This is a genomic window from Pseudomonas sp. (assembly GCF_035512415.1).
Classification (GTDB): Bacteria; Pseudomonadota; Gammaproteobacteria; order Pseudomonadales; family Pseudomonadaceae; genus Aquipseudomonas.
The window spans coordinates 264583-281773 of the sequence record NZ_DATKDZ010000005.1; the positions used below are offsets into that span (position 1 = coordinate 264583).

The 17191-nt window shown below is 62.4% G+C and carries 13 protein-coding genes; 9 read left to right on the forward strand and 4 right to left on the reverse strand.

Annotation, left to right across the window (positions count from 1 at the left end; genetic code table 11):
- The first annotated feature begins 66 nt into the window (after positions 1–66).
- The 5 genes from VMP31_RS02510 (at position 67) to VMP31_RS02530 (ending at position 6220) form a co-directional block, all read left to right on the forward strand.
- Entirely contained in the window at positions 67–1263 is a 1197-nt protein-coding gene (locus VMP31_RS02510) for a class I SAM-dependent rRNA methyltransferase (RefSeq protein ID WP_325503730.1), read from the forward strand.
- A 389-nt stretch (positions 1264–1652) separates the two neighbouring features.
- Positions 1653–2765: an ABC transporter ATP-binding protein gene (locus tag VMP31_RS02515; RefSeq protein WP_325503732.1), complete on the forward strand. Its 1113-nt coding sequence runs from the start codon at positions 1653–1655 to the stop codon at positions 2763–2765.
- A gap of 26 nt (positions 2766–2791) precedes the next feature.
- A complete protein-coding gene (locus tag VMP31_RS02520; RefSeq protein ID WP_325503734.1) occupies positions 2792–3865 on the forward strand; it encodes an ABC transporter substrate-binding protein in 1074 nt (357 codons plus the stop codon).
- A gap of 252 nt (positions 3866–4117) precedes the next feature.
- Positions 4118–5350, forward strand: a complete 1233-nt coding sequence (locus tag VMP31_RS02525) for an ABC transporter permease (RefSeq protein ID WP_325503736.1) — start codon at positions 4118–4120, stop codon at positions 5348–5350.
- Positions 5351–5365: 15 nt separating this feature from the next.
- Positions 5366–6220 carry an ABC transporter permease gene (locus VMP31_RS02530; RefSeq protein ID WP_325503738.1) on the forward strand — a complete coding sequence of 285 codons (855 nt, stop codon included), beginning with the start codon at positions 5366–5368 and terminating at the stop codon, positions 6218–6220.
- A 31-nt stretch (positions 6221–6251) separates the two neighbouring features.
- Here the strand turns inward: VMP31_RS02530 and VMP31_RS02535 are convergent, their stop codons facing one another.
- Positions 6252–7097, reverse strand: a complete 846-nt coding sequence (locus VMP31_RS02535; protein ID WP_325503739.1) for an alpha/beta hydrolase — start codon at positions 7095–7097, stop codon at positions 6252–6254.
- Between the two features lie 532 nt (positions 7098–7629).
- Between VMP31_RS02535 and ilvD the strand changes: the two genes are divergently transcribed.
- On the forward strand, positions 7630–9477 hold the full coding sequence (ilvD, locus tag VMP31_RS02540; RefSeq protein WP_325503741.1) for a dihydroxy-acid dehydratase: 1848 nt from the start codon (positions 7630–7632) through the stop codon (positions 9475–9477).
- A 105-nt stretch (positions 9478–9582) separates the two neighbouring features.
- Here ilvD and VMP31_RS02545 read toward each other — a convergent pair whose 3' ends face one another.
- Both VMP31_RS02545 and VMP31_RS02550 read right to left on the reverse strand, forming a co-directional pair.
- Positions 9583–10230 carry a YitT family protein gene (locus VMP31_RS02545; RefSeq protein WP_325503743.1) on the reverse strand — a complete coding sequence of 216 codons (648 nt, stop codon included), beginning with the start codon at positions 10228–10230 and terminating at the stop codon, positions 9583–9585.
- Positions 10231–10411: 181 nt separating this feature from the next.
- Positions 10412–10936: a dihydrofolate reductase gene (locus VMP31_RS02550; RefSeq protein WP_325503745.1), complete on the reverse strand. Its 525-nt coding sequence runs from the start codon at positions 10934–10936 to the stop codon at positions 10412–10414.
- A 154-nt stretch (positions 10937–11090) separates the two neighbouring features.
- Between VMP31_RS02550 and VMP31_RS02555 the strand changes: the two genes are divergently transcribed.
- From VMP31_RS02555 to VMP31_RS02565, 3 genes are all read left to right on the forward strand, one after another.
- Complete coding sequence (locus VMP31_RS02555) at positions 11091–12236, forward strand: glycerophosphodiester phosphodiesterase (RefSeq protein ID WP_325503747.1); 1146 nt, start codon at positions 11091–11093, stop codon at positions 12234–12236.
- Between the two features lie 60 nt (positions 12237–12296).
- Positions 12297–13703, forward strand: a complete 1407-nt coding sequence (locus VMP31_RS02560; protein WP_325503748.1) for a DUF2868 domain-containing protein — start codon at positions 12297–12299, stop codon at positions 13701–13703.
- Between the two features lie 213 nt (positions 13704–13916).
- Positions 13917–15284 carry a GTPase/DUF3482 domain-containing protein gene (locus tag VMP31_RS02565; RefSeq protein ID WP_325503750.1) on the forward strand — a complete coding sequence of 456 codons (1368 nt, stop codon included), beginning with the start codon at positions 13917–13919 and terminating at the stop codon, positions 15282–15284.
- Positions 15285–15951: 667 nt separating this feature from the next.
- On the opposite strand, the gene VMP31_RS02570 is transcribed toward VMP31_RS02565, so the two are convergent.
- A complete protein-coding gene (locus tag VMP31_RS02570; RefSeq protein ID WP_325503752.1) occupies positions 15952–17073 on the reverse strand; it encodes a hypothetical protein in 1122 nt (373 codons plus the stop codon).
- Positions 17074–17191 lie beyond the last annotated feature (118 nt).

Here is a 17191-nt window from a genome sequence, read left to right on the forward strand (position 1 = left end):
CGCGATGAAACGGCAACAGTCTCTACGAACCCGCTATAATTCCGCTCTTTTTTCGGAGCCCTCCTTATGTCCCTGCCCAGCCTGCGCCTGAAAGCCAACGCCGACCGACGCCTGCGCGCCGGCCATCTGTGGGTCTACAGCAATGAGATTGACGTAGCCGCCACGCCCCTCAGCGGTTTTGCTGCGGGCGATCAGGCCATTCTCGAGGCCGCCGGCGGCAAACCCCTGGGGGTTGTCGCGCTGAGCCCGAACAATCTGATCTGCGCCCGCCTGCTGTCGCGTGACGTCAAGCATGTGCTGGACAAGTCCCTGCTGGTGCACCGTATCAATGTGGCCATGAGCCTGCGCGATCGCCTGTTCGACAAGCCCTGCTACCGCCTGGTGTACGGCGACTCCGACCTGCTGCCGGGCCTGGTGGTGGATCGTTTCTTCGACATCCTGGTGGTGCAGCTGGCGTCCGCGGCCATGGAGCGGCACAAGGACGAGGTGCTCGCGGCCCTGATCCAGGTGTGCAAGCCCAGCGGCATCCTGCTCAAGAACGACTCCGCCGCCCGCGATGCCGAAGGCCTGGCGCGTTATGTGGAAACCCCGTTTGGCGTGGTACCGGAGTGGGTCGCCCTGGAAGAGAACGGCGTGAAGTTCGAGGCGCCGGTAATCGAAGGGCAAAAGACCGGCTGGTTCTATGACCACCGCATGAACCGCGCGCGCCTGGCTCCCTACGTCAAAGGCAAGCGCGTGCTCGACCTGTTCAGCTATATCGGCGGCTGGGGTGTACAGGCGGCGGCCTTTGGTGCCAGCGACGTGATGTGTGTCGACGCCTCCAGCTTCGCCCTCGATGGCGTGGAGCGCAACGCCGCACTGAACGGCTTGACCGACCAGGTCGCCTGCGTTGAAGGCGACGTGTTCGAAGCGCTCAAGCAGCTGAAAGCCTCGGAAGAGCGCTTCGACGTGATCGTTGCCGACCCACCCGCCTTTATCAAACGCAAAAAAGATCTGAAGAACGGCGAAGGTGCCTACCGCCGCCTCAACGAGCAAGCCATGCGCCTGCTCAACAAGGACGGCATCCTGATCAGCGCCAGCTGCTCCATGCACCTGCCGGAAGACGACCTGCAGAACATCCTGCTGACCAGCGCCCGCCATCTGGACCGCAATATCCAGCTGCTCGAACGCGGTGCCCAGGGCCCGGATCACCCGGTACACCCGGCCATCAATGAGACCCGCTATATCAAGAGTCTGACCGTACGCCTGCTGCCCAATAGCTAGAGGCTTCCATCGCCCCCGCATTGCCGTGACAAATTACGTCGCTAATGGTCGCTCCCTGGCCAAATCCTGTAACAGCGCCTGGCACAACTTGGCGCGCACCCCGTAAGGATGGGGTCCCGTGCACCCACCGAGTGCGTTTCGGTGGGTATCCCCTTGCCCTTGTGTTGTTACCACTTCTCCCACCCCGCTAGCGCAAACCCCAGGCTGAACTAGGCTTAGAGGCACGCGTTGCGCAGCTGCAGGCGGTTATGGCTGGCTGGCGTGGTTATTGCTTCTGGTTATTTCCATAACAACTGCTCGTCACTACAAGTGAACGAGACGGTTGACTGAAGCAGTCAGGTAAACGCCACGCGCGGGACGCCTATTTTGATGGAACGCTGGGGAGGAATATGGCTGAGCAAGCTGGGGACAAACCGTTCCTGCAATTCACCAATGTAAAAAAGACCTACGACCACAAGAATCTGGTGGTCAAGGACTTCAACCTGGATGTGGCCAAGGGCGAATTTATCACCCTGCTCGGTCCCTCCGGCTCCGGCAAGACCACCTGCCTGATGATGCTCGCCGGCTTCGAGGACGTGACCAGCGGCGAAATCCTGATCAACGGCCGCTCGGTCACCAGCATCGCCCCCTACGCCCGCAACATCGGCATGGTGTTCCAGCAGTACGCCCTGTTTCCGCATATGACCCTGCGCGAAAACCTCGCCTACCCGCTGAAAATCCGCAAAAGACCCAAGGACGAGATCAAGGCCAAGGTCGACGAATACCTGTCCCTGGTCGAGTTGCTGGAGTTCGGCAACCGCTTTCCCGGGCAACTCTCCGGTGGCCAGCGCCAGCGCGTGGCCCTGGCCCGTGCCCTGATCTTCGCCCCGGACATCATCCTGATGGACGAACCCCTGGGTGCCCTGGACAAGAAGCTGCGCGAGCAGATGCAGTTCGAGATCAAGCGCCTGCACGAACAGCTCGGTTTCACCGTGATCTACGTGACCCACGACCAGACCGAAGCGCTGACCATGAGCGACCGCATCGCCGTATTCAACAACGGTATCGTCCAGCAATGCGCGCCGCCCCACGTGCTCTATGAGCGCCCGGCCAACCTGTTCGTCGCCGACTTTATCGGTGAGAGCAACAAGCTCAAGGGCGTGATCGAATCGGTTGATGGCGAGACCGTGCAAGTGCGCCTGGACGACGGGGCCGTGGTCAGTTCGCTAAAAGCCAACTGCACCGAAATCGGCCAACCCACCACCGTTTCGATCCGCCCGGAAAAACTCAGCTTTACCGAGCGACTCGGCAGCACCGGCAATCAGGTAATGGCGCGCTTCGTCACCCGGCATTACGTAGGCGAATACATCCGCTACCACTTCGAAACCCGCGACGGCACCGAGCTGGTAGTGAAAAACATGAATGACAGCAGCGCCCCGCAACTCAGTGCCAAGGAAGAAGTCGCCCTGGCCTGGCTGCCACAAGACAGCCAGGCCCTGGATCGCCCCGTCACAACCCCCTGACCTATAAGAAGCAATGGAGCACAGCAATGGCTAGAACACTGACCACCCGCTTTTCCACCTTCGCCCTCGCAGCAGCCCTGGGCACAGCGAGTTTCGCCGCCAGCGCCGAGGACAGCCTGACCGTCGTATCCTGGGGCGGTGCCTATGGTGCGGCGCAACAGAAGCACGTGATCGATCCCTATATGAAGGAGAGCGGCGTAAAAGTGCTGTTCGAGGATTACACCGGTGGCGTGGCCGAGATCAAGGCCCAGGTCGAGTCCGGCAATATCCAGTGGGACGTGGTCGACTTCGAAGTAATCGACCTTGAGCGCGCCTGCTCCGAAGGCCTGCTCGAACCCCTCGACCACAGCGTCCTGCCAGCGGGTATCGACGGTTCCCCGGCCGCCCAGGACTTTATCCCCGAAGCCCTGTCCAGCGAATGCGCGGTCGGCAATATCGTCTGGTCCGTGGTGTTTGCCTATAACGAGCAGACCATCGGCGGCACCAAGGCGGCGAGCATTGAGGACTTCTTCGACACCGCGAAAATCCCCGGCAAGCGCGCCCTGCGCAAACGCCCGCAAGTGAACATGGAGTGGGCCCTGCTGGCTGACGGTGTAGAGCCCAAGGACGTTTACGAAGTGCTGGCCACGCCGGAAGGCCAGGCTCGCGCTTTCACCAAGCTGGACAGCCTGAAGAAGGACATCGTCTGGTTCGACTCCTGGTCCCAGGCCCCGCAGCTGCTCAACGACGGTGGCGCGGTGCTGGTGCAATCGGCTAACGGCCGCTTCTACGACGCCATCCGCCAGGAAAATAAACCCTTCGTGATCGTCTGGGACGGCCACGTCTACGACCTCGACGCCTGGGCCATCGTCAAGGGCTCACCGAAGAAAGACCTGGCCATGAAGTTCATCAACTACGCCACCGGTTCCACGCCGCTGGCCGGCATGCCGGATGTGGCCTATGGTCCGACCCGCAAGTCGTCCATGCCGCTGGCCGACCAGAGCGCCGCGCCGCACCTGCCTACCGCCCATCTGGACAAGGGCATCCAGGCCGGCTCCGAGTTCTGGGCTGACTATGGCGAGTCCCTCGGCGAGAAATTCAACGAGTGGCTGTTGAAGTAAAGGCAGTCCGTAGGGTGGGTTAGGCGCTTGGCGCAAAACTGTCGACACAGGCAAAGCTTGTTGCGCCGTAACCCACCATTGAGGCGACCCTGGTTCCGCTCGGCGGGTTACGCAGCGCACAGATAACGCGTCGCCTGACCGAGTCCAGGCTCTGACTACGCACTGTTGAAGTAACCCGTAATAGCCCCTCTCCCTCCGGGAGAGGGGTTGGGGTGAGGGTATCGACCTCACCAGGATTAGCGGAGTAACACCTTGTCCTCTCTGACCACCACCGAAGCCGGCCAAGCCGCCAGCGCCCGCAGTAAGAAACGCCTCACGGCGTTTCTGTTTGTCGTGCCGTTGCTGGTGTTTATCCTGCTGACCTTCGTCGCGCCCATCGCCAGCATGCTCTGGCGCAGCGTGCACCACCCTGTAGTAGCCGAACTGATTCCGCTGACCCTGACCGAGCTGCAACGTTGGGACGGCAAGAGCATCCCGGATACCCCTACACTGGACACCTTCGTCCAGGAATTGCACGGGCTGGATAAAGTCCGCCTGTCGGGCAAGCTGGCCGAAGAGTTCAACCGCGCCCTTGCCGGCATGTCCAGCGTGGTCAAATCCACCGCTCGCAAAGTGGGCCGACTGAAACCCGAAGAACTGCAAGCGCAAGGTGCGCAGACCCTGCTCGAGGCTCATGGCAACTGGAGCAAACCCGAGGTCTGGAATGCCCTTCAACGCGCAGGCAAGGTCTACACCTATGACTATTACCTGACCGCCCTGGATCTGGAGCTGGACCCCGAGAACGGCATCCAGGTGCGCGAAGACACACAGATCTACCTGCAGCTGTACAGCAAGACCCTGAGCATGGCGCTGGTCATCACCATTTTCTGCGCCCTGCTCGGGTACCCACTGGCCTACTACCTGGCCGGCCTGCCGGAAAACCGCGCCAACCTGCTGCTGGTGCTGGTGCTGCTGCCGTTCTGGACCTCGCTGCTGGTGCGCACCACCGCCTGGATCGCCCTGCTGCAGACCAACGGGGTGATCAACTCCTTCCTGCTCGGCATTGGCGTCATCGGTCAACCCATCGAGATGCTCTACACCTCGTTCGCCACCGTGGTGGCCATGACCCATATCCTGCTGCCCTTTATGATCCTGCCGCTGTACAGCGTGATGCGCGGCATCGACCCCAGTTACCTGCGCGCGGCGCTGTCATTGGGCGCGCGGCCGATTCCGGCATTTGCCCGGATCTACTTCCCCATGACCCTGCCGGGCCTGAGTGCCGGTGCGCTCTTGGTGTTTATCATCTCGGTCGGCTACTACATCACCCCGGCCCTGGTTGGCGGCACCGATGGGCAGATGATCAGCAATATCATCGCCTTCCATATGCAGCGCTCGAACAACTGGGAACTGGCCGCCGCCCTGGGCTCCCTGCTGCTGGGCCTGATCCTCGTGCTGTACTGGGTATACGACCGCTTTGTCGGTGCCAGCAATATCAAACTGGGCTAAGGAACAGATCCGACCATGAAGATTCCCGCCTACTACGGCTTCTGGCACCATCTGGGAGCCTGGCTACTGAAGACCAGCTCCTGGCTGGTGCTGCTGTTTCTGATCCTGCCGATCCTGGTGATCATCCCGCTGTCGTTCAACGTCGAGCCGTTTTTCAGCTTTACCGAGGGCATGCTCACCTTCCAGCCCGAGGCCTACTCGCTGCGCTGGTACAGCGCCATCTTCAGCGACGACAAATGGCTGCTGGCAATCAAGAACAGCTTTCTGATCGGCATTTTCGCCACCCTGATCGCCACCGTGCTGGGCACCTGCGCCGCCGTCGGCCTGGCTCGCGACGACATGCCCTACCGCCGGCTGATCACCGCGCTGCTGCTGTCGCCGATGATCGTGCCGCTGATCATCACCGCCGCCGGGATGTTCTTCTTCTATTCGGATCTGGGCCTGGCCGGCAACTACCTCGGGGTGATCATTGCCCACGCCGCGTTGGGTACGCCGTTTGTGATCATCACCGTGACCGCCACCCTGACCGGTTTCGACTACAGCCTGGCGCGCGCCGCGCTGAATCTGGGTGCCACGCCGCTGCGGGTGTTCTTCGACATCATCATGCCGCTGATCCGCCCTGGGGTGATTTCCGGCGCGCTGTTCGCCTTTATCACCTCGTTCGACGAGGTGGTGGTGATCCTGTTTATGGCCGGCCCGCAGCAGCGCACTATCCCCCGGCAGATGTTCTCGGGCCTGCGCGAGCAGATCAACCCGAGCATCCTGGCCATCGCCACCCTACTGATCCTGGTGTCCATCGCCCTGCTGGTGACCCTCGAACTGCTACGCCGCCGCTCCGAGCGCCTGCGCGGGGCCGAGCTGCCCAACTAAAACCCCGCCCCGAAGGGCGGGGCACTGCGCCCTACTCGATACCGCGACGCTTGACCGACCACTGAAAGCTGCTGCAAAGGCTGCAGCGCGTACCGAAGAAGGTGCCGCGCGCGCTCTGATCGTCCATCAGCTGGAAGCGGAACCAGGCCGTGGTTGGCCCGCGGTAGGCACCGCCATCACCCACGGGTTCAAAGTGGCTGACAAAGCGCCGCTCGCCCCAAAACACCGGCACATTGGTGCGCAGATAGACCGGCTGAGCGTTCAGGTAAGGAAATACGATGGTGTCACCGCCGCCGGACATCAGGAACATTGGCCCCTGCTGGCGACTCTGCGAAGCGGTATTGTGACCCAGACCGATGGTGTAAGGCTGAATCGGCGCAGTGGTTCGCACCCGCTCGTCCTGCCCGGCCATGATCGACCCGCCGCCGCCCTGGGAATGCCCTGAAGTAGCCACGCGCCCGGTATTGAGCTTGCCAGCATAAGTGCCATAAGCGTTGCTGTTTTCCTGCACCAGGTAATCCAGGCAGGCCAGCATGTCCTTACCCGTGCCGGCGTTAGACGTTTCCGCCGCCGCCACCACAAAACCGTGGCTGGCCCAATGCGACAACAGCGCAGCATAGGTGCTCGGCCCGGTACCGGTGCCATTGCCCCAGATGATTACGGGGTGACGCACACCGTTCTGCCCCAGCGTGCTGGGCCGGTAAATGCGACAGCTCGGGCCCTCGCTCTGGTTAGAGGTGGCATAGGGACCATTGCGTTCAAAGTTGGTAACGGTCGGAAAGGGTGCCCCCGGTGTATCCGGCAGAGCGGCACCGAAGGCCGCAGCGGACATAAGCAGGCAAGCAGCCACCAGGCCGCCGAGTTTCAAGTCGAGCATTGGAGATTCCTCTTTCTCTTCTAATATTGTTTTATACGCGTCGCCCTCGCCCTACCGCCCCCCCCCATCGGGCGGGGCGGCACTACATATAGGTATGCGCTGACGAGTGCGGGCGCGCGCCCAATGGACACTGTGCACCGCAACGAAGCCTATGTGACCGAGCGGTCATGCAGCAGTCAGTCGAACGGCTCTACCGGATGAATGGCATCACTCCAACGGGCGACACGCCGCCAGAACCACGGCCCTGCCACAGAGTGCCCTGGGCGCGCGCAAAGACGACAACCCGACACACCCGCTAAACCAATGGCGCACACCGACAAGCGTCCCTCCTTGGCTCCATGGACGCGGCGGGCGTAGAATCGGCACATTCCTCGCCACCCACCCCCCAGCGAGTCACTGAGCAAGAGCCAGACGAGCGGCCACCCCGCAACGTCCCGTGGTCTCTACCGAACGCACGGCCACCTCCGTTTGCATCCGGTCCAATCGACGCTCACCATACGAACATCACCTGATTAACCGCAGGAACTGCGCCATGCCCGATTACCGCTCGAAAACCTCCACCCACGGCCGCAATATGGCCGGTGCCCGCGCCCTGTGGCGTGCCACCGGGATGAAAGACGAGGACTTCAAGAAGCCAATCATCGCCATCGCCAACTCCTTCACCCAGTTCGTGCCCGGCCACGTGCACCTGAAGGACATGGGCCAGCTGGTCGCCCGCGAGATCGAAAAGGCCGGCGGCGTGGCCAAGGAGTTCAACACCATCGCAGTCGACGATGGCATCGCCATGGGTCACGACGGCATGCTCTATTCGCTACCGAGCCGCGAGATCATCGCCGACTCCGTCGAATATATGGTCAACGCCCACTGCGCCGACGCCATCGTCTGCATCAGTAACTGCGACAAGATCACCCCCGGCATGCTGCTGGCTTCGCTACGCCTGAACATCCCGGTGATCTTCGTTTCCGGCGGGCCGATGGAAGCTGGCAAAACCAAGCTGGCCAGCCACGGCCTGGACCTGGTCGACGCCATGGTGATCGCCGCCGACGATTCGGCCAGTGACGAAAAAGTCGCCGAATATGAGCGCAGCGCCTGCCCGACCTGCGGCAGCTGCTCCGGCATGTTCACCGCCAACTCGATGAACTGCCTGATGGAAGCCTTAGGGCTCGCCCTACCGGGTAACGGTTCGACCCTGGCCACCCACAGCGACCGCGAACAGCTGTTCCTGCAAGCCGGCCGCACTGCCGTCGAGCTGTGCAAACGCTACTACGGTGAAGGCGACGAGTCGGTGCTGCCGCGCAACATCGCCAACTTTAAGGCGTTCGAGAACGCCATGACCCTGGACATCGCCATGGGCGGTTCAACCAACACCATCCTGCACCTGCTGGCCGCCGCGCAGGAAGGCGAAGTCGATTTCGACCTGCGCGATATCGACCGTCTGTCGCGCAAAGTGCCGCAGCTGTGCAAAGTCGCGCCGAACATCCAGAAGTACCATATGGAAGACGTGCACCGCGCCGGCGGCATCTTCAGCATCCTCGGCTCCCTGGCCCGTGGCGGCCTGCTGCACACCGACCTGCCGACCGTACACAGCAAGTCCATGGCCGAGGCCATCGCCAAATGGGACATCACCCAGACCGACGATGAAGCCGTACACACCTTCTTCCGCGCCGGCCCGGCCGGTATCCCGACCCAGACCGCGTTCAGCCAGAGCACCCGCTGGGACACAGTGGATGACGACCGCGAAAACGGCTGCATCCGCAGCGTCGAGCATGCCTACTCGCAAGAAGGCGGCCTGGCCGTGCTCTACGGCAATATCGCCCTCGACGGCTGCGTGGTGAAAACTGCGGGCGTGGATGAGTCGATCCATATCTTCGAAGGCAACGCGAAAATCTTCGAAAGCCAGGACAGCGCCGTGCGCGGCATCCTCAATGACGAAGTGCAGGCCGGCGATATCGTCATCATCCGCTACGAAGGCCCGAAAGGCGGCCCGGGCATGCAGGAAATGCTCTATCCGACTTCTTATCTGAAGTCCAAGGGCCTGGGCAAAGCCTGCGCCCTGCTCACCGACGGCCGCTTCTCCGGCGGCACCTCGGGCCTGTCCATCGGCCACGCCTCGCCGGAAGCCGCAGCAGGCGGCGCTATCGGCCTGGTGCGCGAAGGCGACAAGATCCTGATCAATATCCACGAGCGCACCATCAACCTGCTGGTAAGCGATGAGGAAATCTCCCATCGCCGCCACGAGCAGGACAAGAAGGGCTGGAAGCCGGTAGAAAACCGCCCACGCAAGGTCACCACCGCGCTCAAGGCTTACGCCCTGCTCGCCACCAGCGCCGACAAGGGCGCGGTACGTGACAAGGCGCTGCTGGAAAAACTGGTGCCATAAGCCAATAGGCGCACTCAGAAGCCCGGCCTAGTGCCGGGCTTTTGCGTTTTCCGTAGGGTGCGCCGCGCGCACCGGGCAACGCCTACACGCTCTAACACGGCACCTTTAGCTCACGCCCATATAACGCCCGGCGCGGTGGTTGATCGCCAGCACCATATTCAGCGCCAGTGCGCCGAGGATCGACAGCGCCACCTTGTCCAGCGGAACCACCATCACCGCACCCAGCACGATCAGCACATCGATGCCCATCTGCACCTTGCCGGCGCGCAGGCCGAAGCGCTCCTGCAGATACAGCGCGAGAATGTTCACCCCGCCCAGGCTGGCGCGGTGACGGAACAGCATCAGCAGCCCCAGGCCCATGGCGAAACCACCGAACAGCGCGGCATAGATCACGTTCAGGTGGGTGAAGCCAATCCAGTGCGGGGTCAGCTCCGCCAGCAGCGAAACCATCCCCACCGCGCAGAAGGTGCGCAGGGTGAACGGCCAGCCCATGCGCCAGATGGCCAGGGCATAGAACGGCAGGTTGATCAGAAAGAACATCAGGCCGAACGGCCAGCCGAGCAAGTACTTCATCAGAAAGGCCAAACCAACGGTACCGCCGGTCAACAGACCCGCCTGGCTGTAGAGGGTAATGCCCAGGGCCACCATGGCCGTACCCAGCAGCAGCGCCAGGCCGTCTTCCCAGAGTGGATGGCGAATAAAGATCGCGGCAATACGATCCGGCTCGGCGTGATCGGCATCAGCGTCATGCATGGGGGACAACCTGTAAGCGAGGAACGAAAGTAAACAGCGTAGCGGCCAACAAAAAATCACCTGGAGTGATTTTTAACGTCGTGCAGCGGCGGTCCGCTGGGTGGCCGCCAGGATGGCAGGCCATACAAACGCCCGCCTTGGCGTACGTCAATACCGCGCTGAAAAGATCAGTCCGAACGGACTACTTGCGATCCCACACCTCAAACACATAGCCCGGGGTTTCCAGCCCTGGCGCATGTTCGATAGCGGAAGACGGGTGCCACTCGGCCTCGTTTACCTCGGGGAACCAGGCATCGCCCTGGGGGGTGATAGCGACGCGGGTCAGGTACAGCCGCTCGGCCCGGGCCAGGCCCAGTTCGTAGAGCTGGGCACCGCCGATCAGCATCAGCTCGTCGGCGTCTTCCTCGCGGGCCCAGGCCTCGGCACGTTCAAGCGCTGCGTCGAGGCTGGTAAAGACTTCCGCGCCCTCCAACTGCAGATCCGGCTGACGGCTGACCACCAGGTTGAGCCGGCCCGGCAGGGGACGGCCGAGGGAATCCCAGGTCTTGCGACCCATGATGATTGGCTTGCCCAGGGTCAGCGCCTTGAAGTGCTTGAGGTCCGCCGGCAGATGCCAGGGCAGTTGATTATCGCGGCCGATCACGCGGTTTTCCGCGAGGGCAGCGATCAGGCAGAGAGGAAGAGTATTTTTCATAAAGGCGAGCATAGCAGAGGGCCGCGGCCAGTCGCAGCCCACCTTTGGCACTGCCAACCCACGCACAAACTGCCGCGCGTTCATCCGCTTGTTGCCAGGCCGTAGTCGAACCGTCACCGTTGCCCAGGCAGGCTTGCACTTCCCCCCCGCGCAAGGAGACGCCGCCATGTTCCTCAACCTCCGCACTCTGTTCTGCGCCAGCTTGCTGGCCCCACTGCTGGCCATTGCCGCCCCGGCCCAGGCCGACGGCGTACAGGCCGCTATCGACTGGGCCAGGCAGCAGCCGCAAACCCACAACGGCAAGCCCAGGGGCGATGCCAAACCGCTGATCATCGCCCACCGCGGTGCCAGCGGTTATGTCCCCGAACACACCCTGGCCGCCTATGCCCTGGCGATCCTGCAAGGTGCCGATTACATCGAGCCGGACCTGGTGATCAGCAAGGACGGTCAACTGGTCGCCCGCCACGACAACGAACTGGGCCTGACCACCGACGTCGCCCAGCGCCCCGAATTCGCCGACCGCCAGCGCACCCAGAGCGTCGACGGGGTCAGCCTCAACGGCTGGTTCAGCGAAGACTTTACCCTCGCCGAACTGAAGACCTTGCGCGCCATCGAGCGCATCCCGCAGATTCGCCCAGGCAACGCTCGTCTGGACGGCAGCTTCACCATCCCGACTCTGCAGGAAATCATCGACCTGGTGAAAACCCTGCAACTGAGCCAGCAACGCGTAGTTGGCCTGTACCCGGAAACCAAGCACCCGAGCCACTTCCAGCAACTCGGTCTGGGCCTGGAACAACCACTGGTCAGGCTGCTGAAGAAGAACGGCTACAACAGCGCCAAGGCACCGGTGTATATCCAGTCATTCGAGGTCGAGAACCTCAAGACCCTCCGCCGCATGACGCCGCTGCGCCTGGTGCAGCTGCTGTGGATCGACGGCCAGCCCTATGACCAGCAAGTGCTGGGCAGCGACCTGAGTTACGCGCAGATGGCCACGCCCGCCGGCCTTACCGCCATTGCCCGCTATGCCGCCGGCATCGGCCCGGAAAAGGGCCAGGTCATCCCCCGCGACGCCAACGGCAATCTGACCAGCGCCACAAACCTGGTGCGCGACGCCCACGCCGCCGGGCTCAAGGTGCATCCTTATACCTTCCGTGCGGAAAACAACTTTCTGCCAACCGAGTTGCGCAACGGCGACGACCCGCAGGCCCGCGGCAACCTTGAAGCGGAACTGCAGCGCTTTCTCGACACGGGGATCGACGGCCTGTTTATCGACCAGCCGGACATCGCCGTGCGTCTACGCGCAAAACCCTGAAGCAGAGCGGATTTAGCCCTACACGGCGGCAGCGGTTATGCTCAGGCCCTGTCCTGATCAATGAGTCGCCGTGTGAGCCCACTCGATAAATCCCCACCCAACCGTCTGCACCGCCTCTGGCTAAGCGAGACCATTCGCCTGCGCGAGGAGCATGCCGGCCCGCTGGAAGACAGCGAGGCCAACCGCCGCGCCCAGGCCCAGGGCGGCACGCTCGGCGAACGCATCCAGACCCGCGCCTGGCTGCTCGCCGAACGCGACGGCCAGGTAAAGGCGCTGCAACACTGGCTGCAGGGCGCACGCCTGGCCGGGCTGCTGCTAGTGCTGCTGGCCATTATTGGCGGCAGCGCCCTGGCCGTGGCGGCACTGGGCGATGGCCAGCGACCGGTCAACGTGTTCTGGGCCCTGGGCAGCCTGCTCGGCCTGCACCTGCTGTTGTTGCTCGGCTGGGGCCTGGGCCTGCTGCTGAGCCGCAACGGCGCGGGTGCCCTCGGGCATCTGTGGTTGTGGCTGAGCGAAAAACTCGCCCGCGACGCCCAGGCCGCACAGCTGCCCCCCGCCCTGCTGCTGGTGCTGCAACGCCAACGTCTCGGCCGCTGGGGCCTGGGCGTGCTGGTGCATGGCTTCTGGCTGCTGACCCTGCTCACCGCGCTACTGACCCTGCTCGGCCTGCTGATGACCCGCCGCTATGGCTTTGTCTGGGAAAGCACCCTGCTCGGTGCCGATACCTTTGTCGCCATCACCAACGCCCTTAGCGTGCTGCCCCGGGCCCTGGGCTTCAGCGCGCCAACGGTAGAGATGATCCACGCCAGCACCAGCGACCTGTACAACAGCGAGCTGGTGCGCCAGCGCTGGGCCGTGTGGCTGGTCGGCGCAGTGCTGATCTACGGCGTACTGCCGCGTCTGCTGCTGTTACTGCTCTGCCTGTGGCGCTGGCGACGGGGCTGCGCCGCCCTCACGCTGGATATCCACCTGCCCGGCTACAGCCTGCTGCGCGAGCGTCTGCAACCAAGCAGCGAACGCCTGGGCGTGTGCGATGCCGCGCCCGCGCAGCTGCATCATCCCCAGGCCGGCAGCAACGCGCACGGCAGCCAGGGCGCGCTGCTGGTGGCCATCGAACTGGACCCGCAGCGCAGCTGGCCGCCCGCCTTGCCCAAAGGTATTGGCGATGCCGGGGTGATCGACAGCCGCGAACAGCGCAAGCAACTGCTCGATCAGCTCAGCCGTTTTCCCCCGGCACGCCTGCTGATTGCCTGCGACCCACGCCGCTCGCCGGACCGCGGTAGCCTGGGATTACTCGGCGAACTGGCACGCACGGCCAGCGCCACCCGAATCTGGCTGCTGCCACCGCCGCCGGGCGAAGCACTGGACAGCGCCCGCCTGGGCGACTGGCACCGCGCGCTGGAGCAACTGCAGCTCAACTACAGCGACAGCGCGCCACTTAGCTGGCTGGAGACCGGGCATGATTAGTCGCCATGGCGCAATTTCCCGTAGGTTGGCGCTGAGCGAAGCGAAGCCCAACGCCCCGTGCGCTGATCGGACCAGGATATTCACCCTTCGGCCCGGGGGCGCGCTTTGCGCGCCTTGTTGGGCTTCGCAAGCTCAGCACCAACCTACGAATCCACGCTCCCCGGTCAGCCGCGCGCAGCCGCACTCCGGTTATTCAGGCAGGCACCGCCCCTTATGAGTAATCCGCTAAAACTCGCTATGGTCGGCCATACCAATGCCGGCAAGACCTCGCTGCTGCGCACCCTGACCCGCGACGTCGGCTTCGGCGAGGTGTCCCATCGTCCCAGCACCACCCGCCATGTCGAGGGCGCGCGGCTGTCGGTGGACGGCACTGCACTGCTGGAGCTGTACGACACCCCCGGCCTGGAAGATGCCATCGCCCTGCTCGACTACCTGGAGCGCCTCGACCGACCCGGCGAACGTCTGGACGGTCCACAGCGGCTGGCGCGCTTTCTCGACGGCAGCGAGGCGCGCCAGCGTTTCGAACAGGAAGCCAAGGTGTTGCGCCAATTGCTGGTCTCGGACGCAGGCCTTTATGTGATCGACGCCCGCGAGCCGGTGCTGGCCAAATACCGCGACGAACTGGCCGTGCTGGCCATGTGCGGCAAACCGCTGCTGCCGGTGCTCAACTTCGTCGCCGGCAGCAACCACCGCGAGCACGACTGGCGCGAAGCCCTGGCCCGCCAGGGCCTGCATGCCCTGGTGTGTTTCGACAGCGTCGCGCCGCCGCTGGATGGCGAGCGCCGCCTGTACGAGAGCCTGGCCCTGCTGCAGGAAAAGGCCCGCCCGCAGCTGCAACGGCTGATCGACGACCACCAGGCCCAGCGCCTGCTGCGCAAGAGCAGCGGCGCGCGGCTGATCGCCGAATTGCTGCTGGACTGCGCCGCCTGCCGCCGTAGCGTCGCCGCCCAGGCCACCCTGGAACAGGGCGCGATCCGCGAGCTGCACCAGGTCATCCGCCAACGCGAACAACGCTGCGTGGAAGCCCTGCTGCGCCTGTATGCCTTCCGCCAAGACGACGCCATGGCCGGCGACCTACCCTTGCTCGACGGGCGCTGGGGCGATGACCTGTTCAACCCGGAAACCCTCAAGCAGCTTGGCGTCAAAGTCGGCGGCGGTATGGCCGCTGGCGCGGCTACCGGCGTCGGCGTCGATCTGCTGGTCGGCGGCATCACCCTCGGCGCGGCGGCGCTTATCGGAGCCGTGCTCGGCGGCAGCGCACAGACCCTGCGCAGCTACGGCGCACGGCTGAAAGGCAAACTCAAAGGCCAGCGCGAACTGACCGTGGACGACGCCGTGCTGCGCCTGCTCGCCCTGCGCCAGCAGCTGCTATTACAAGCACTGGAAGCCCGCGGCCATGCCGCGGTCGAAACCATCAAGCTGACAGCCCCGCAGGACGCCAGCTGGCGCGAGGGCAAACTGCCGGACGCCCTGCACAAAGCCCGCGCCCACCCCGAATGGTCATCACTCAACCCCGGCGCACTGCTGGAAGATGGCGAGCGCCAGGAACAGGTGCAGCAGTTGGCGGCGGAGTTGCTCTAGCGTGAAAACATCGCGGCTAAAGCCTCCTTATCAAATATAAAATAACTCATTGTTTTATATAGAAATAAACCCTGAATAAAGACCTGTAGGAGCGGGCCATGCCCGCGAAACGCATCGCTGCTATGGAACTAAACACCCTGGATGGCTTACACACAGAAAGCCATATGTAAGAATCGCCCCGTATACCTTACATATGTACTTATGTATGTAAGGTATCCCCGTACAACCTTACACATAAAAAGTGCTATGTAAGAAATGCGCCGCCAACGACCCGTAGGTGCAACGCAAGAAAACCTGCGGGACATTACGCACATAAACATCCGCCACCTGCGAGACGTACTTAACAGTGTCTTCGTTTGGCTAATCGGTGCATAAAACTGGATTGGAGAGATGGAGATCCGGTCGATCTGGATACCCATACTGGCTGCTAGCCCCAATCAGCTGAGAGTAGTAGCGGTAAATACAGGGTGAATCGCCCCGGTTTTCTTAGATGCTTTGAGCGTCTGATCCTGGCCGTTTCTGCCGGTCGCCGCTGTGCACCAAATCGAGAACTGCCGACCGATACCACCACACGCGGTGGCCACGTCCAATGCAAACGTCCGCTCAAGTAAGGTGTAATTTTCCGGAGTGAGCCATGGGCCCTATCCACTGCGGGAGTACCCGTAGATCAAGGCGTTTTCGCTACCTGATCTAGTTGCTTCACATCACTTTTCGCAAACGGGATGCACTGACCTGTGTGCTGATCCAGCTCCTTCTCCTTGGTATCTGCCAGGCGAGAGGGGCATAAGAGAACAATAGCGCCATAGCGATATAGCGCGAACCCTTCAATAAGGTACTTGCGCTCCATGCTACGTGATATCGACCAACGCTCAACGTCCAGGCTGTCGGCTGGGTACTCAGCGTTGGTAATCAGGTATCGATTGACCTGCCGGTCACTGATACCGAGAAACTTGACCGCAAACACCGACGGGAAAGTCAGCAACGCCGGAATCATGAGCATCAGTACGGCCAGGAACACAACGAGCCCCCCAAGAGCCCCTCTAATCTGGGCCGCTCTGCCCTTGGATTCCAGTTGGTAGTAACCAATGCAAGGGGCAAGCGAAAAGAGCATAGCGATGATACAGAAAGCCCCGGCTTCTGCTGCTCCCCCAGCTATTCCACGCTCTTGATAGAACACAGTCACGAACCAGGCAGGATAGATACCGGAGAGTGCAGCAAAGCCCACTACCAAGGTAAACGCGACGCAAGCCCAAAGCCATTGCCAGGGCTTAACCACGCGGCCTAGCGATTCAGCCTTATCAATGTTCCCGGCGATGAAAAACCAAGAACACAGTGCTGGGGTGGCAAAGACGAGTAGCGCCCACAAGACACTCGCCGTCTCACCCCGAAAGGCCTGAATGCCGACCGGAATCACAACGATCAACATCGTTACAGCTGTCACGACCGTAATGATGCGGACAATCGATGCCGCATACTGAGGCTTCGGGCGAAGCTCACCCAGTCCGAAAGAGAGAAAGAGTGAAGAGACCAACATGCTGCCGATTAGCAGAACAAAAAACAGGATGTAGGCCAGCCAAAGCAAAATCAGCCCAGGCCCGAGCTCCAGAGAGGGCATGAACACATCTGAGCGACCGATGTAATGAGAGTAGGTCACGAGATTGACGATGCCTGCGAGCGTGGCCAGGGCGGCGATGATCGCTGAAATCCAACCGTAGTGTTCCTTCAGCAGCTCCAGCATCCAGGAGAAAGACCTTGCTGGCTGGGCTGGCGACTTCTTTGCTGACCGCATCTTGAGCTCCCTTTTAAAAACAGCGCACCATCCCTCATGCGTTCTTAAAACAACTCGATCACCTGGCCGGAGACGGTCGCAGCGAGCGAGAGCTTTCCTCATACCTCCTCAAGATCTT